Source organism: Trinickia dabaoshanensis, from assembly GCF_002879885.1.
Classification (GTDB): domain Bacteria; phylum Pseudomonadota; class Gammaproteobacteria; order Burkholderiales; family Burkholderiaceae; genus Trinickia; species Trinickia dabaoshanensis.
On the sequence record NZ_PNYA01000040.1, the window covers coordinates 52540 to 69149 of the forward strand.

Here is a 16610-nt window from a genome sequence, read left to right on the forward strand (position 1 = left end):
TATAAGGATTTCGTCGAATGCACTGACGTAGTCGTCTCTGCATGCGTGCGGCGCGGCCCGCGCGTTCATCAAGGGCGTAGGGAAATGGCGATTCTAATAAGCGAGCTGACGGGGCAATCATGCTTGCTGAGGGCGAATCATGTCCTCGGCCGGGATTCGAATCGCTGCGACACCGTTATCGCGCTCCCATTCGTCTCGCGCATCCATGCCACCATCCGGTGGAGAGCCCCCCGCTGGGAATTGCACGTTCACGGCCGCAACGGGGCGCTCGTGGGCGGCACCTTCATCGGCGAAGGCCGGCATGTCGTGCTGCAACTCGGCGACATCATTCATTTCGGCAGCGCGGCCTGCGCGCCATGGCAAGTGGCGAATCTCGATGCGCCCGCCGACGGCCCCGCGCCCGATACGACCGCGGCGCTGCCGCGCCCCGCGCAGTTCGAGTCGATCGCTCAGCGCATCGAATGGCGCGTGAGCCGCGACGAGGAACATGTCTCGGCGACGTTGCATACGCGCGGCGCGGCGCTCGATCTCGGCATGCGCGCCCATCATTACTGCCTGGTCACGCTCGCCCGCAAACGTCACGCGGACGCCCTCGCCGGCTATGACAACGCCTCGCAAGGTTGGATCGAACTCGAGGTGCTCGCGCATATGCTCGGTCTCGACCTCTCGCACGTGAACGTCCAGATCCATCGGGCGCGGATGCAGTTCGGCGCCGTGCTCACGCCCGGCTCGCCCGAACTCGTGGAACGCCGGCGCGGCGGCGTGCGGTTCGGCGCGTTGCCGTTCAGCATCGTGCGCGCCGATACGCTCGAATGCCAATCGCCGACGGACGAATTCCCCGAGAGCCGGCCCGCGCCGGCGCTATCGCTCGCCGCATCCGAGCTCGCGCGCGCCTCGGCGAATTAAATACGCCATGGCCCGCGCTCTCGTCTCCACGGGCGCAACGCCCGGCCCCGCCGGCCTCGCGCCCACGATGGCGGATGGCGTCGCCTACACGGCCGAACTCGCCGCCACGCACCGCTACCGGCTCGGCGCGCTGCTCGGCGAAGGCGCCACCGGCGTCGTCTACGAAGGTTGGCGTGCCGACACCGGCGAACGCGTGGCCGTCAAGCTGCTGCGCGAGGACGCCTCGCGCGATGCCGACGAACGCATGCGCTTGCGAGCGCGCTTCCAGCGCGAAACGCAACTGTGCGCGCGGCTCGCCCACCCCCATATCGTTGCGCTGCTCGATAACGGCGAGACGGCCGACGGCCGGCTCTTCGCGGTGTTCGAACACGTGCCGGGGGAAACGTTGCGGGCCATGCTCGCGGCCCACGGCCCGCTCCCGGCGGAAACGGCGGGCCATTTGATGGCGCAGGTGCTCGACGGATTGGCGCATGCGCACCGCGGCGGCGTCGTTCATCGCGATCTGAAACCGCAAAACGTAATGGTGACGCGAATCGACGGCGCGCTCCACGCCAAGATTCTCGACTTCGGCATCGGCGCGCTGCTTCCGAACGCTGGACTCGCCGACGAACTGACGCTTACGCGCACCGACGAAGTCTTGGGCTCGCCGCGATATTGCTCGCCCGAGCAACTGCGCGGCGAACCGCCTACCGCTAAAAGCGACTTCTATGCCTGGGGCTTGGTCGTCATCGAATGCCTGACGGGGCAGCCTGTCATGCAAGGAGCGACGGTCGCCGAGATCCTGTATCAGCAATTGAGCCCCGTCGACGTCGCTTTGCCGCCCGCGATCGCCGCGCATCCACTAGGCGCCGTGTTGCGCGAAGCCCTCAATAAAGATCCGAAACAGCGCGCCGAATCCGCGGAGGCGCTCGCCACCCGGTTTCGCGCCGTACATTTCGCCGCGCTCGTCGGCGCGCTGCGCTATCGGCCCGTTCGCCGCACGCCATTGGCTTGGCATCGGCAAGAGAACGGGATGCCCCCGCCGGCCGCGGCTGCGGCCGCCGAATTCCGCCAGGTCACGGCGCTCTGTTGCAGCGTATCGATCGTGGCCGACGAAGAGGCCGGCGCGCAGGCGCTCCTTTCCGAATCGCTCGACGCCTACCAAGCTCAATGGCTCACCCGCTGCACCGACATCGCGATCCGGTATGGCGGACACGCGGCCGGCGTGCTCGGCGAGTTGCTGCTGTTTTACTTCGGTTATCCGGATGGCATCGATCGGCCCGCTCAACGCGCCTGCCGCGCTGCGTTGGAAATGACCCGCCACGCGGCGCAATCGGCCGGCAGCATGGGGGCACGAGACGCACAACCGCTACCGGTCGCGCCGGACGGGCCCGCCGTTCGCGTCGAAATCGCCGCGGCCATCCACGCCGGAACGATATCCTCGAACGCCGGCACGCTGCCGGGCGGAATCACGGCAAGCGCGGTCGTGCGCCTGCAGCGCATGGCGCAGCCTGGGCATATTCTGCTCAGCGAACAAGCCGCGCGCCGCGTGGAGCGTCATGTCGATTCCGTCGCGCTGCCGCTTCGCTTCGCGCTTCCCGGCGCCGCGCCGCAACCGGTGCGCGAATTATTGGGCGAGCGCTACGAGCATGCGCCATTCGATGCCCTCGAACACGGCGACGCGCACCCAATGGTCGGCCGCGAGCGCGAATTCGCGGCGCTGATGCGCGCATGGGACAGCACATCGCGCAACGTGCGCGCGAGCGCGAGCGCCCAGCGCATGACGCTCGTCGTGGGCGACGCCGGCATGGGCAAATCGCGCCTCGTGCACGAGCTTCGCGAAGCCGTGCGCTCGCGCGGCCATGGTTACGCGGATTGTGCCTGTCTGCCCGATCAGACGAACCACGCGCTCGCGCCGCTGCTGCGCTTCGTCAAGGCGCGCTGGCATTTGGACATCGACGATCCCGCCGCGGCCGATCCGCTGGTTGCGCTCGAGCAGGCGTTGCGCCTGGACGAGAACGAGCGGGCGGCGGCGCGTGCGACGTTGTCGGCATGGCTCGGCCGGCCGCTCGGCGCCGATCTGTCGCGCTGGTCGGGCGCGCGCCAGCAACAAGCCCTGTTCGACATGCTGTGCCAGTTGCTCGCTTCGCTGAACCCGCAAGGCCCGGTGCTGCTCATCATCGAGGACGTGCAATGGATCGACGACAGTACGATCGCGTTTCTCGACGCGCTCACGCGTCATCCGTGCTCGGCCAGCGTGTGCATCGTGCTGACCACGAGGCCCGAGGCGCTCGAGCGCTGGAAGCATCGCGCCGAGCGCATCCCGCTTAGGCGGCTCTCGCGCGCCGCGGCCTACCAACTCGCCACCGCGCTGACGCCCGGCATGAACGCGGATACCGCCGCGCTCGATCGCCTCGTGCGCCGCGCGGGCGGCATTCCGCTGTTCGTGGAAGAACTCGTGCGCGAACTCGAATCGCGCGGCGCGTTCGCCGAGCAAGCCGAGCCCGGCGCCAACGGCCCGGCCGCCGCCGAGACGGACTCGCTTCCGGGCAGCTTGCGCGAGGTGCTCGAGCTTTCGCTCGAGCGCGTCGACGGCGCCCGCGATACCGTGCAGCTTGCTGCCGCGATCGGTTTGGAATTCGACGCGCGGTTGCTGACGAGGGCCTCGCCGCACGACGCATCGATCGTCGAGGACGACCTCAGACGCTTGCTCGAGGGGCGCATTCTCTACGCACAACACCGCTTGGATGGCGTCGCATTCGTATTCCGGCACGCGTTGCTGCGCGACGCCGCTTATGAATCCATGCCCGCGGCGACACGGCACGCATGTCATCTTCGTATCGCGCACGCACTGGCGCAACGCGTGCACGAAGCCGATTCGCTCGAACGCTGCGCAGCCACCGCGGGACATTTCGCACGCGCGCAGGCCTATGCGCAGGCCGTTCCCTTCGGCATGACCGCCGCTCAGCGCGCACTCGAACGCGCGCGGCACGACGATGCGATCCATTACGCGCGCGCCACGCTCGAATGGCTGGGCCAGTGCGACTACCCGGGGCACGATCGGGATTGCGTCGCCATCGACCTCGCGCTCTCGCATGCGCTGATGGCCCGCTACGGATGGGGTGCGCCGCACGTACGCGAGAGCGCGAACAGGATGCACATGCGCGCCGCCGCGTTGCAGGACCCCACGCTGGCAGGCCGTGCGATGTGGACCATCGCTTTACACCATCATGTGGCCGGGGACCGTGCCGAGTCGCACCGAATCGGAACGCAACTCACGCAATTCGCGCGCACCTCGCGCCGAGACGATCTCGCCGTCGTGGCCGATACGATTTGCGCCATGAACGATTGGGTCGACGGCCAATACTTCCACGCGAGGACCGCGCTCGAGGCGGCGCTCGATGCGCATCGCCCCGCGCGCGATCACGACCATCGCCGCGTCTTCGGGCTCGATACGCGGGCATGGGCCATGTCCGCGCTGGCGGGCGTGCTCTGGTGCATGGACGGCGACGACGCACGTGCGGTTGAGCAAGCCCGCGAAGCCGTGCACGCCGCCACCTGCAGCGATCACCTGCCCACGATCGGCGTGACGATGATGTACCTGGGCCGCATGCAGCATTGGGTGGGCGACCGCGACGGCGCCCGCGTCACGTCGTCGGCCATCATGGATCTATCGAGAATTTACGGGTTGAACGCCGTCGAGCGTTACGCCGCGATCCTGCAGGCATGGTGCGTGGACGATCGCGAGACGGCGATCGCCAACGTGGACGCGCTCAAGCAAACGGGCTGCATGCTGGGCCTGACCTTCTATGCCTCGCTCGTCGCCGAGTTGGATGTGCGGCGCGGCGATTTCGCCCATGCGCTCGTCGTGCTGGACGAGTGCCTCACGCTGTGCGAGCGCACCGGCGAACGCTACTACCAGCCGCAATTGCTCGTCATGAAGGCCCGCTACCTGAGAGAACAACGCGATGACTCATCGATTCCGGCCGCGCAGGCGTGCTGCATGCAAGCGATCGACGCAGCCCGCCAAGGTTCGATGTGGCACATCGCGAAAATAGCGCAGACCGAACTGCGCATGCTGCAAGAAGCAGCTTATTCAACCACTGGAGAAGCGCAATGACCTCACCCACGATCTTGCCGTCTTACGATCAGTTCCTGGAGTTTCGAGCCGTGATCATCGAAGCGATCGCACTTGCGTGGCGCGATCCCGCCTTTCTCGCGGAACTGCGCGAAGCCCCGAAACGGGCACTGAAGGAACGCTTCGGCTACGAGTACCCCGTGCAGGTCAATCTAAAGGTGCATAACGACACGTCGACTTGGATGCCGGGTTTGACCGGCGGCTGGAAAACGAATGAGTTCAATGCGCTCGAGCTCGTTTTTCCGCCGGCGCCCGAACCCGATCAAATGACCGTGGCGCTTGCTGCGTACAACGCCAAGCATCTGGACCCCATCGCCCCGACGGAGCGCTGAAATGGCTGCGAACAACGGCATCCCGAGTTTCGAATCCTTGCTGGAACTGCAAGAGGTCTATCTGCGCGCGATCGCGTTGGCTTGGCGCGACCCCGAATTCAAACAGGCGCTGTTCACCGATGCGACCGACGCGCTCGCGCGTTACTTCGGCTACGAAGCCCCGTGGCTGCTCGAATTGAAGGTCAAAGACCCGGGCCCCGGATACGGCTGGAATCCCAAGACGCGCACCTGGTCGTTACCGGCGCATACCTTGACTTTCGGTATCCCGACACGCCCCGCCGATGTCGTCGAAGAGCCGATCGCCCTCGCCGCCTACAACGATGCGGGCCCGGCTTACCTGTTCACCTGCTGCTAGCGGCTAGCCGCGGGGCTGCCGCGCAATCACGCCTTCGTGCCGCTGCGTGCTCGTCGAACTCGCCGCGGCACGAACAAGGAAGGCGCGCGCACCCGCGCCCATTCGATCGAAGCGGAGCGCGCATGCTCGACGATCTTTCCCGGAAGTTGCGTTTCAAGCCGCACCTGTTGCTGCTCGACGACGGGCCCGACACCCTGTATGTCGTCGACGAATTCAAGCGCTCGGTCTTGAGCGGCGCGATTTTTCCGGCGCTCGCCGCGTGCGTGCGCGAGTCGCGCTCGATCGGACAGATCGTCGCCGCGTTGTCGCCGCGTTTTTCCGACTGGGACATTCTGCGCGCGCTCGATCATTTCATTCAGCGCGGCTACCTACGCGCCGACGAATCCGATGCGCTCGATGCCGCGCGCGGCTATCACGAGCGATCCGGACTCGACGGCGACCGCGCCTGCGCGACGGCGCAAGGCTTGTGCGTCGAGGTCACCGCTTACGGCGTCGATCCCACGCCGCAAATCGAAGCCTTCCGCGCGTGCGGGGTCGAGCTGTCGAGCGACGCGCCCCTCGTCATTGCGCTTTGCGACAGCTATCGCAGTCCTGAATTGCTGATCGCGGCCGAGCGCGCCACGGCGCGCGGTGCCCGCTTGCTGCTCGTCAATCCCACCGGTGTGCAAGCGAGCATCGGCCCGCTGCTCGGCGCCGAGGAGGACACGCCCGTCCCGTGTATCGCCTGCGTGCGGTATTGGACCGGCTTGAACCAACCGGTTCAAGCGCTGCTGGCACGCCGCCATGGAGAACGCGCGGCCCGCCTGCCTCCCGCCTATAGCGCCGCGAGCCTGCGCGCGCTGGCGGGGCTCGTCGTCAACTTCGTCGAACGAATCGCCGTCGATGCGGACAGACGCACGCGGGCGAGCCAGCATGTCTTGTCCATCCGTACGGACAGCTTCGAAACCGCGTGGCACCGCCTGATCAAACGGCCGCAGTGCCCTTGCTGCGGCAATCCTTCGCTGATGCGCGAGCAGGCGTTTCGGCCTCAAGCGCTGTCGCCGGCGCCCGCTCGCGCCCGCCGCACGGGCGGCTATCGAATTGCGGACGCCCAAACGACGTTCGATCGGTACCGCCATTTCGTCTCGCCGTTAACGGGAGCCGTCGCTTATCTGCACCCGATGCCGGGACGGCATGCCGGAGCGCGCCATGTCTACGTATCCGGCTATGTCGTGTGCCCTCGATCGCCCGCCCGCGGCAACCGCTTCGACCGTATTTGCTCCGGCAAGGGCGTCACCGAGACGCAAGCGCGTGTCAGCGCGCTGTGCGAAGCACTCGAGCGTTTCAGCGGCGTCTATCAAGGCGACGAAGCGACCGTTCGCGGCAGCATGATGCAACTGGCGGGAGACGTCACGCAAAACGGAGAACCGATTCATCCGAACGCCTTGCAGCAATTCAGCGAGCGCCAGTTCGAAGCGCGGGCGGCGATCAACGCCACGACAGACGATGTGCGCAAGCAAGTGCCGCAGCGCTTTGGCGCCGATGCCGTGATCGACTGGACCCCTGCTTGGTCGCTCGTCTCCGGGATCAAACGGCTGGTGCCCTTGAGCTACTGCTTCTCGGATACGCCCGATCCCGAGGCGGCGCAAGTGTGCGTCCACAATCCTAACGGCAGCGCGGCAGGCGGTTGCTTCGAGGAAGCCGTGTTGCAGGGGCTGCTCGAATTGATCGAGCGCGACGCCGTGGCGATCTGGTGGTACAACCGGGTCGAACGACCCGGCGTCGATATCGCGAGTTTTCGCGAGCCATATTTCGACGCACTGCGCCACGAATACGAATCGATCGGCTGGCGGCTTTGGGCTATCGACATCGCGCACGATTTGCGCATCCCGACCTTCGCCGCGCTGGCGTGCGACGCCCGGCACGAACGATTCTCGATCGGGTTCGGCTGCCATCTCGACCCTTGCATCGCGCTGCAACGCGCACTGACGGAAGTCAATCAATTGCTCGACGTCGACGCCAAGGCTCCGCCGCCTTGGGACAGGGAAAAGCTGTCGTCCGATCGCTTTTTGTACCCTTGCGCCGATTTGCCTCAAACCGATTCGACGACCTGGCCGCCGATCGGGGGTACCGATTTGCGCGAGGACGTCGAGCTATGTGTAACTCGCCTTTCGACGCTCGGCATGGATACGCTCGTCGTCAACAAAACGCGGCCCGATATCGGCTTGAGCGTCGTGCAAACGATCGTGCCGGGCCTGTGCCACTTTTGGCCGCGTTTCGGTGCGCAGCGACTCTACGACGTTCCGGTCAGGCAAGGTTGGTTGCCCCGAGCGCGTGAGGAAACCGAACTGAATCGCGCGCTGTTGTTTCTCTGACGCGCGCGCCCCAGCGTGTAATCGACTGTAATCGCGTTTCTCCCCTGGTTGCCATATCGTGTGTTGCAGAAGGCAGCGCGTCCGATAACCGAAGCGACCGAACTGCGCGTAGGTTCGTGGAAGTGTCGGAGGCGAGGCCTTGCTACGGGGAAGGCGCGACGGAGACCGGCCAATGAATAAAATAATCGATGTCGCGATCGTGTTCGATATACAAGCTCTTAACGAAAAATATCGTAATGTCAGCCGCAATCCCAATGCGCCGACAGCTGTCGACCATGACGACGTTTGTTTGATTGCGGCAATGCGGCACGTGCCAGATCTGGCGACCCAGGCCACCGCGGATCTGGCACTTACTGCACTCACGGGGGACATCATGCGCTGGCGTACGGTTTCCTTTCCGGGAGACGGCGCGCAGCATGCCGTCGTCTATAAGCTCCAACGATTCGCGGGATTGCCGACCACGGCCGCGGCACAGCCGAAGCTCGCCCGCGCGTGGCGAGCGCTGCCGCGCTTGCAAGCGGACGGTTCAGTCGATCCGCACGGCGGCGACGGCACGCGTACGCTGAGCTACAGCGTTGATTGCCATGTCACGGGCACGGGGATGGAACGCTATCAAGTTTGGTTTTACGTGGCTAAAGGCGCGCGCGGGGCCGCGCTCAATATCCAAGGATATTTCTATTGGGACCCGTCGGTGACGATATACGGCGGCAAGCAAACAGCGGATGACCGACAGCCGATGAACGTTTAATCGGCCGTTCCCTAAAGCGCGCTGCCGCTCAAACAATCGAACAAGAACGAGCGCAGCGCGAATTGTTGCTCACCGCTCACCGATTCGAATTCGAGGCCATGGGTAACCAGGCCGTCGGGGGCAACGCTGTCTTTGACGTTGCGCACGATCGCCATGGCCTCGAATTGGGTATCGACTTGCGCCGTCCTGATCGGAAACGAAACCTGGACCTGCGCACCAATTGCGCCCAATACACGCGGGCTCACGAGCGCCATGCCTTGCACGCTCAAATCGCGCCCGAGGCCGAGGCCCTGCGCTTCGCCGTCCGTACTCAGCGCCCTGTACTTTACGGCGAGCCGTGTTTGCACTCGTGCCGCCTTGCGCTCGCGCAGCAACCGAACGGCGCCGGGCTCGGAGAGCACGAGGTAATGGAACGGTTCGCTGCAGGCGGCCAGCACCGTGCAGGAGAATGAATACACCGCATGCGCACCGATCGCGACGGCCTGTACGTTTTCCCCCGCCGACAATACGAGCGGCAGCTTGCCCACCCTGGGTGCGGTAACGAAAAGCGAGTGATCGGGACTAAAGCCGATGAGTCTGCTTCGGCGCATCGGGCTCGTCGTGGCGAAGAAGCTGCGCATGCCGATCGGCGCGCCGATCGCGAGCCGCATTTGCGTAAGCGTGACGGGCGCGGCACGCGCATCGCTCGCGCCCGGATTCGCGTTTTCCGCCGTCCCCGTTCTTGCCACTCCTTTATAGAACGAGAAGTGGTCGATTAAGAAACGGCGCTCTTCCTCGCTGCCGACAATCGAACCCGCACGCAGAAGCAATGTGCCGTTCTGGTCGAGTAGCGGCCATGCAAGCGGCTCTCCGATAGGGATCGGAGCCGGCTCATGGTCCATGGGTACGGGCGATTCGCTCATCGATCGATGCCGCTGCGGCAGCGCAATGAATTGTTCGTACGATGCTACTCCAAATGTGGCCGCACGAACGGACGGACGCTTGGGGATTTTCAGGCCCATTGATGCTTATCAAGTTTTCGAATTCGATTTGCAAGAACTACCGCGCATCGGGTTGTGATGCGTATCGTGCGCTCGGTCACAGCCGAGCATCGGCGAGCGCACGACAATGCTTGCACGGGTGACCGACGTAGTCAGAAAGAGCACTCAAAAAACCAGTCCGCGCGGCACCCGCATGACAACCATTGCAGGGGGTGAGCCGTGAGTAGCCAAATTCCGAGGGCCAGAGTTCGAGCCGGGCGCCGCATCGCGGCATCGATCGTATCGATTGGCGGTGTTTTACTTGTTCAAATGGCGGCAATGGCTGCCCATCCGGGTGCGCCGCAGTTGAAAGCTGCCCGCGCCCCGCAAACCGCACCCGCGCCCGCGCCTGGCGCGGCGCAAGTGGATTTCGCCGCGATGGTCGATCGCTACGGCGCGGCCGTCGTCAATATCAGCACAGCGATGCCCGCCGATGGCGGCGATCAAATCGATCAGCAAGTTGCGGCTCCCGGGCTCGACAGTCTCGATCCCGACGACCCGGTATTCGCGCTCGTCAGAGCGGGCACGGCCCAGCCGCAAGGACAACCGCCCGGGCCGCCGGCCCTCGCGAACGCGCCACGAGTGGTATGGGGCGCGGGCTCGGGCTTCATCATCAGCGCCGACGGCCTGGTCGTCACGACGTCGCATATCGTGAATCGAGCCGAGCAAGTCACGGTCACGCTCACGGACAAGCGCCAATTCAAAGCCGACGTACTCGCCGTCGATCCGCAAACCGATATCGCGCTGCTTCAAATCGAACGTGCCGCGAAGCTACCGGTCGTGCGGCTTGGCGATTCCTCGCGCGCGCGCGTGGGTGAACGGGTGCTGGCGATCGGCGCGCCCGACGGTCCTCAAAACGCGGCGGCGTCCGGGCTCGTCAGCGTTACGCCGCATCTGCTGCCCGACGGCGGCACCTTCCCGTTGCTCGAGACCGACATCGCGCCGGAGCCCGACAACTCGGGAGGCCCCGTGCTCGACCGCAACGGCACGGTGATTGGCGTTGCCCTGCAAGTCTATTCGGACAATGGGCGTTATCGAAACTTGACGCTGGCGATTCCGATTGAAGCAGCCGTGAGGCTTAGAGCGCAATTGCAAGCACAAGGCAAGTTGGCCGGCGGCAGCTTGGGCGTGCACACGCAAGACATCGACCCCGGACTCGCCGCGGCATTCGGTCTGCCGCATGAGATGGGCGCACTAGTGACCGACGTGTCGCCGACTGCGCATGGCGGCAGCGCGAGTGCACTCAAGCCGGGCGACGTCATCACGCACATCAACGGTCGGGCGATCCAGCATCAAGCGGATTTGGCCGACTACATCAGTGCCTTGCAACCGGGGACGAAGGTGGCGCTCACGGTGGTACGCAACAAGAAGGCGATGCTGCTCACGACCTCGGTGGTCGCGGCGCGAAGCGAAGCGGCACAACCGGTTGCCGCGGTGGATGCGGCAGGAGCGCTCACGCGCTTGGGCTTGAGCGTGCATGCAATGAGCGAGAGCGAACGACGTGCGGGAGCGTTGTCTTCCGGCTTGGTGGTCGATGCGGTAACGGGAGCGGCTGCCGACGCGGGGATTCAGGCGGGCGACATCGTGTTGTCCGTCAACAGCGAACCGGTGACGACGCCCGAGGCATTGGATAAAGCGATCGCGCGCGGCGGCAAGGAAGTGGCGCTTTTGATTCAGCGCGACGATGCCCGTAATTTCGTTTCGCTTGCTGTGCGCTAGGGGCGTCCATCCCGGCTCGCGGCGCTCGTCTCGGTAGGTACGTGCGGCCGCTTCCCGCGGCCCGTGCACCCTATCGGTCTTGCGGGGAGCCCGGGACCGATAATTGCCTGCTTCGTCGGTTGTTTTGCCTGACGGGGCAATGCCGTGCCGCACTCTCTCGACTCGATCGCCACGATCTGGCTCGTCTTATCGATTCTCGCCGCGCTTTATGTCGTCTACGACGTGACCGCCGGCGGCCACGCCCAACCCATGTGGATCATGTCGGTCGTCTGGCCGCTGACGATTCTTTATTGGGGGCCGGTGGGTTTGATTTTCTACTTTTGGTTTGGGAGGGCGAAGGCGGCGGCCGGGCACGCTTCCCACGGCGAAGGAGATGACGGCGGCGATCATAAGGATCTGCCGATGTGGCAAGCGGTCTTCAAAGGCGCAACGCATTGCGGCGCGGGTTGCGCGAGCGGCGACTTCGTTGCCGATTGGATCGCGTTCGCCGCTGCATTCTCGATCGCCGGGTCGAAGCTCGGTGGGCGGCTCGTGCTTGCGTTCGTTTTTGCGTATTGCGTCGGTATCGTCTTTCAGTATTTCTCGATCGCGCCGATGCGAGGGCTCGGCTTGCGGCAAGGCATCATCGCGGCGATCAAGGCCGATACGCTCTCGCTCGTTGCGTATGAGGTGGGGATGTTCGCGTGCATGATCGGGTTCGCTCACGCGTCCCCCGGGCTCGAACCGACGCGCCCCGTCTATTGGGTGCTCATGCAAATCGGAATGATCGTTGGCTTCGCGACGACGTACCCCATCAATTGGTGGCTGATCCAGCGTGGATGGAAGGAGCGGATGTAGCGCGGGGATATTCGGTGAAATAAGCCCGACGGTCGAGAGAGAAGAGCATGCGGTAGCCACCCGGCAGGATCTTCCCGGTGCGCTCGTCGATGGGTTGGCCGGTAAACGAATCGCCATCGTCCCATCGAATCAGCGTGTAACCATCATGGCTGGTACAGAAAAAATAAGCGATATTCTCGAGCCCGTCGCCGGGTTTGTCGCGAAACGACAAGGTTTTTCCGCCGACATTCAATTGAAGCAGATGGGCGGCCGGGCGCGACGCCATGCCATGCGTTCTGGCCATCAGCTTGGCTTCATAGGCCAGCCCCTGCGGGCTGTCGCCCAATGCTTGCGGGCAATCGAAAGCGAGCGAGGCCATCGCTTCCGCAAACGCGTGAAGCGGTAGCGCGGACGCGGCGCATGCAAAAAGGCAGAGGAGAATTGTACGGAGTCTCATTGATGCATTTGAAGTCAAGCAATTTCAGCCGAACGTCGACCCAAGTGAGTTGTCAGTGATCGTTTGCGGCATCTGAGTCTCGCAGCAATTCACCCGCTCGCTCGGCGGTGAGATCGGAAACGCACTGCGCTTGATTTACCGCACGCCACTGCGGCGCCCCGCCCGCGAGATCGGCTTTCAGTTCGCACTCGGAATCGCGAAATGCGATCCAGGCGCGCTGTGCCGCTACCAAATGACTGCGCGTGAAGGTCCCTTGGTCGGCCTCGTCTTTTAGAGCGCCGAGCAGCAACCGATACGCAGCGTTGAGCCTCCTATCGTTTTCGCCCTCGGCTTTCTCGACGCAGTGCAGCCTCGCTTGCGCGCTATCGAGACCCACGCCGGCGTCCGACGTATCGCATTGCGCAGCAAGGGCGGGCGCGCTAGCGAGCACCGCGCACGCGAGCGTTCCCGCAATTTTCGTTGTTGATTTTGCGTTGTGCCGCAGTGGCGCTACGACCGATCGCATAAGAGTCAATTGCAGGCCCCTTCCATGATTTCATGTGCCTTGTCGCACTTGAGCACGCCGTCGAGCGCCGCGATGTCAGACACCGTCTTCCCGTTGTCAAGACAAGTCATCTCCACGCTATGTTTCTTGGCTAGCGACGTCACCACGAGCTTGCGAGTCGTCGTACCGTCGTCGGGTCCGCCTTCGGTCGTCTCCATCAGTTCATATCGATAGCCGCCGTTGTTGAAGCCGACGATGAACGTGCTCAGGTCGGGCCGCGAATACTCGTCATAGCCGAAGCGGGCCAAGGAGTCCTTTAACTCTTTCGGATACGCCAGCTCGATCTTGCTCGGCTGGCCGAATCGATACTGCAAGAAACTGTCTTGCTCCGTGAAGCTCTTCGACGCGCAAAGTGAGACCACCTTGTGGTTTTGCTTCAGCTCGCAACTGAACACGGTCGTCTCCTCTGCCGTGCAAAGCCCCGCCGCACGCGCAGCGTGTAATGTCATGCAAAAAATCGATAGACCCAGCATGGTCCGTGTCAACATCGAGCTATTCCTGTTTCGCGCCGTAGCCCGCTAGCGGGTAATGTCCTGTCGCTTCAACCACGCTTCGAGCGGCGGATGTCCATCATGGACGTAGCGAATTTTCGCCCAGTCTGGATTCCCTTGCTGGGTTACCGCAACTTGATCGCCGCGAATCAGATACCCGTGCCGATTACTTCCCACCGATGGTCTTTCGTAGAGCCATGATCGGGCAACCGTCACCGTCCATGTCGGCTCTGCATCAACATTCGTCGGCATTGAGCTGCTGGCCGAGCGGTCGATCACGATGCGAGCGGAGTGACCAAGGGCTGCTCGTATTTTTGCGTAATCACTCGCGTTTCCCGCATTCGCCGGATCGCATGCTCGGAGATTTTCAATGCCGAGCACAGCCCGCAAGTACGGCTTGATATCCGTGGATTTTGCCTGGCTGAACTGCGCCCACACTGCCTTCGCCGTCGGCTTTTCCAAAGTCGCCATCGGTTGTGACTCCGCCTTGCCCGAATCAAGTTGGCTGTGCCAAACCGCCTCCTTCTCGTCCCACGCCCCACCGCAAACTGCACCCGTATCGTCACGCGCGACGCATCCTGTCTGGGTGTCAAGGATCGGACAAAACTCCCGACTTTCGACGGAGGACTTACCGTCCTCGGTTTCTATCACTCCGTTACGAGTGAGATCGAGTACTACATAGCGTCCGTCGTGCGAAGTAGCGTTAGTGCCAACCGTCGAAAAAATTGCTCCGCCATCGGGGGTGAGTGTTTCACCCGGCATGATCGGCAATGTGGTGCCGTCAGGTCGAGTGATTGTGAGACGTGTCCAACCGGGTCCGAACGTGCGACTGAGGGAAGGCGGCACCGGAACTGAATAGACCAGGCGCGCGTGGTTTTGAAAATCGGTCTCGGACCGATCCTGCGCGCACCACGCCGGTTGCGAAGCCGTTAATGCAATGGCCAGCGAAGAGAATCGAGCTATCGGACTCATATTTAACCTAGTGTTGCCTTGAGGGTACGGTGACGACCGGGCGCCACGGACACCCCAATCTGAACGCCGGCTGCGTCAGGTGGCTCTTGGTAATTCTATCGTTCGCGTTTGCCGAATAATCCATTACTTGCACTTCGCCTCATGGCACTTGAAAAATGACTTCACCGCACCCGCGGTCTTGTACGGAAATGAACTCTCATGTCCCTCTTGGTATCCGTCCATTCCGGACATTGCGCCATTATCGACAACGCTTCTATTCTCGATAGCCCGGCCCAATCGATATCCCGATTTGGCTCAGAGCGATTAATCCGATCACAGACCGAGTGCCGCCAATCGCGCACGGATTGACGCGGCATTCTTGTAGGGAAACGCCATACGCTTCCCATTAAGCACGCCATCATAGCCATCACCAAACGCATGGGTTATAGCCGGCACCGCCCGGAACGTCGTCTGGTTGTTCGTCCGCTCGAGACGAAATGCGTCTACCCGATAAAAATCTCCTTGGAAATCTGCTCCGGCCGAATCTGACGGCCAACGCGCCAAGACGATGATCTCGTTCTGCCGGTAAAAGACGGTGACGATCTCGGGACCGCTACCTTCTGCTTCGATCGTTCCTATCGGGACTACTTCGGCACCGTTGCATTTCCAGGACAGTTGTCGGTCAAACACAGTGGCATTCACATTCGGATCGATGCCTGCGGGATAAGCCTTATGGATTACCACAGAGCAACCAGGGCGAATCTGCTTTGCCGACAACGACACGTCGCCTCCGGCGAGAGTCGCCCCCCAAAAAGGCAACATTGGCACTGTCGCGGACCCTTTTCCATGCTCGCTTTCGACGGTTACCGGCGCTGACGCGCCAAGGAGGTCGCTCTTAGCTTTCGCGAGCGAGTTGGCGATCAGTCGAGCCTCATCGTGCGCGCCGGCCGCGTCCAGGGCAGTCGCAATCTTCCGATAGATTTCACGATTGGCTGGCGACGGCGGATCGCAGCGCAGGAGATTGTCCGCGCCGGAATCATCGCGGATTGTTAGCTCCGCAGGCTGGCCTGTGCTGATGAAGCCCAGTTGCCGTCTTGCCGACGGTCGGTCGCTTTTCAGCATCAAGTCGGTCTGCTCGTCCGTTCCCCACTGTGCGCGCTGCCCCACCCGCCAGCCTGCTCCACATATCTCGCCAGTCTGATCGGCAGTTATACATCCCGTCCGGATCTCGACCATCGAGCAGTACTCCCTGTCCAGCACAGACTCGGGTTGCCCCGGCCCGGCCGATACTGCCCCCTGTTCGTCTCGCGCGACGACAATGTACTCGCGCGACGGCGAAATGTTGCCGTCGTTCGGCGGCTCCATTTGTGTCGCACCGCCTTCGTTTGGCTCGCCCGCTCTGGGTAGCAGGCCGAATGTGCCCCCGTCAGGAAGATAAAAAACGGCCCTCTTCCAAGTGCGTTGAGGCAATGGGTCCTGAGGGTTCGCGGCTTCGCTGTAGAGAATTGCTGCCCCTCCCGGTAGAGCAAACCGAAGCGTGGACTGCGGCGCCGCGGTAGCAAAGCCGGTCAACAGCACGTGGGTAGCGCAAATCACGGCGACGCGCACAAGATTCCGACCAAACGTGGTCATTCGAAACCACGGAACGGTTGCCACCATTGTGCTCAAGACCATTAGCAGGCTGTTGAAGTATCGCCGTCGTGGCGCAGCGGTGGCTTTCCACAGCGCTGCCGTGCCGATTCGGGTCATGTCGTTTTGATGCTGGATTTCTTTAATTCTGACCGATTCGATGTCATTTGCT

14 protein-coding genes are annotated in these 16610 nt (G+C 63.3%); 8 read left to right on the forward strand and 6 right to left on the reverse strand.

What is annotated here, in order from left to right; translation table 11 throughout:
• The first annotated feature begins 84 nt into the window (after positions 1 to 84).
• The 6 genes from C0Z18_RS30205 (at position 85) to C0Z18_RS30230 (ending at position 8812) form a co-directional block, all read left to right on the forward strand.
• The gene (locus C0Z18_RS30205; RefSeq protein ID WP_102649125.1) at positions 85 to 906 is read left to right on the forward strand and encodes an FHA domain-containing protein; all 822 of its coding nucleotides are present in this window, start codon (positions 85 to 87) and stop codon (positions 904 to 906) included.
• Positions 907 to 913: 7 nt separating this feature from the next.
• Positions 914 to 5005: a TOMM system kinase/cyclase fusion protein gene (locus C0Z18_RS30210; RefSeq protein ID WP_102649126.1), complete on the forward strand. Its 4092-nt coding sequence runs from the start codon at positions 914 to 916 to the stop codon at positions 5003 to 5005.
• Complete coding sequence (locus C0Z18_RS30215; protein WP_102649127.1) at positions 5002 to 5355, forward strand: BMA_0021/BMA_0022 family TOMM bacteriocin; 354 nt, start codon at positions 5002 to 5004, stop codon at positions 5353 to 5355. The genes C0Z18_RS30210 and C0Z18_RS30215 overlap by 4 nt, the downstream gene beginning before the upstream one ends.
• Position 5356: 1 nt before the next feature.
• The gene (locus C0Z18_RS30220; RefSeq protein WP_102649128.1) at positions 5357 to 5710 is read left to right on the forward strand and encodes a BMA_0021/BMA_0022 family TOMM bacteriocin; all 354 of its coding nucleotides are present in this window, start codon (positions 5357 to 5359) and stop codon (positions 5708 to 5710) included.
• A 122-nt stretch (positions 5711 to 5832) separates the two neighbouring features.
• Positions 5833 to 8064, forward strand: coding sequence for a TOMM precursor leader peptide-binding protein (locus C0Z18_RS30225; protein ID WP_102649129.1), 2232 nt, complete (start codon positions 5833 to 5835; stop codon positions 8062 to 8064).
• Positions 8065 to 8236: 172 nt separating this feature from the next.
• Entirely contained in the window at positions 8237 to 8812 is a 576-nt protein-coding gene (locus C0Z18_RS30230; RefSeq protein WP_102649130.1) for an AidA/PixA family protein, read from the forward strand.
• An 11-nt stretch (positions 8813 to 8823) separates the two neighbouring features.
• On the opposite strand, the gene C0Z18_RS30235 is transcribed toward C0Z18_RS30230, so the two are convergent.
• On the reverse strand, positions 8824 to 9714 hold the full coding sequence (locus C0Z18_RS30235; protein ID WP_158244331.1) for a flagellar brake protein: 891 nt from the start codon (positions 9712 to 9714) through the stop codon (positions 8824 to 8826).
• Positions 9715 to 10110: 396 nt separating this feature from the next.
• Here C0Z18_RS30235 and C0Z18_RS30240 point away from each other — a divergent pair, with 396 nt between their 5' ends.
• Together C0Z18_RS30240 and C0Z18_RS30245 are read left to right on the forward strand one after the other, a co-directional pair.
• Positions 10111 to 11550, forward strand: coding sequence for a trypsin-like peptidase domain-containing protein (locus tag C0Z18_RS30240; protein WP_102649141.1), 1440 nt, complete (start codon positions 10111 to 10113; stop codon positions 11548 to 11550).
• Between the two features lie 144 nt (positions 11551 to 11694).
• Complete coding sequence (locus C0Z18_RS30245) at positions 11695 to 12387, forward strand: DUF4396 domain-containing protein (protein WP_233217550.1); 693 nt, start codon at positions 11695 to 11697, stop codon at positions 12385 to 12387.
• Here the strand turns inward: C0Z18_RS30245 and C0Z18_RS32840 are convergent.
• The 5 genes from C0Z18_RS32840 to C0Z18_RS33080 form a co-directional block, all read right to left on the reverse strand.
• Positions 12344 to 12745 carry a hypothetical protein gene (locus C0Z18_RS32840; protein WP_146014131.1) on the reverse strand — a complete coding sequence of 134 codons (402 nt, stop codon included), beginning with the start codon at positions 12743 to 12745 and terminating at the stop codon, positions 12344 to 12346. The two genes, C0Z18_RS30245 and C0Z18_RS32840, sit on opposite strands and share 44 nt — an antisense overlap.
• Before the next feature lie 130 nt (positions 12746 to 12875).
• Positions 12876 to 13199 (reverse strand): lysozyme inhibitor LprI family protein, encoded by a 324-nt coding sequence (locus C0Z18_RS30255; protein ID WP_158244332.1) that lies wholly within the window; start codon positions 13197 to 13199, stop codon positions 12876 to 12878.
• Between the two features lie 134 nt (positions 13200 to 13333).
• Positions 13334 to 13855: a hypothetical protein gene (locus tag C0Z18_RS30260; protein ID WP_233217551.1), complete on the reverse strand. Its 522-nt coding sequence runs from the start codon at positions 13853 to 13855 to the stop codon at positions 13334 to 13336.
• A 30-nt stretch (positions 13856 to 13885) separates the two neighbouring features.
• Positions 13886 to 14629, reverse strand: coding sequence for an SH3 domain-containing protein (locus C0Z18_RS30265; protein ID WP_146014132.1), 744 nt, complete (start codon positions 14627 to 14629; stop codon positions 13886 to 13888).
• A gap of 513 nt (positions 14630 to 15142) precedes the next feature.
• Positions 15143 to 16610 (reverse strand): hypothetical protein (locus tag C0Z18_RS33080; RefSeq protein ID WP_199189589.1); only part of this gene is annotated, 1468 nt, incomplete at its 5' end.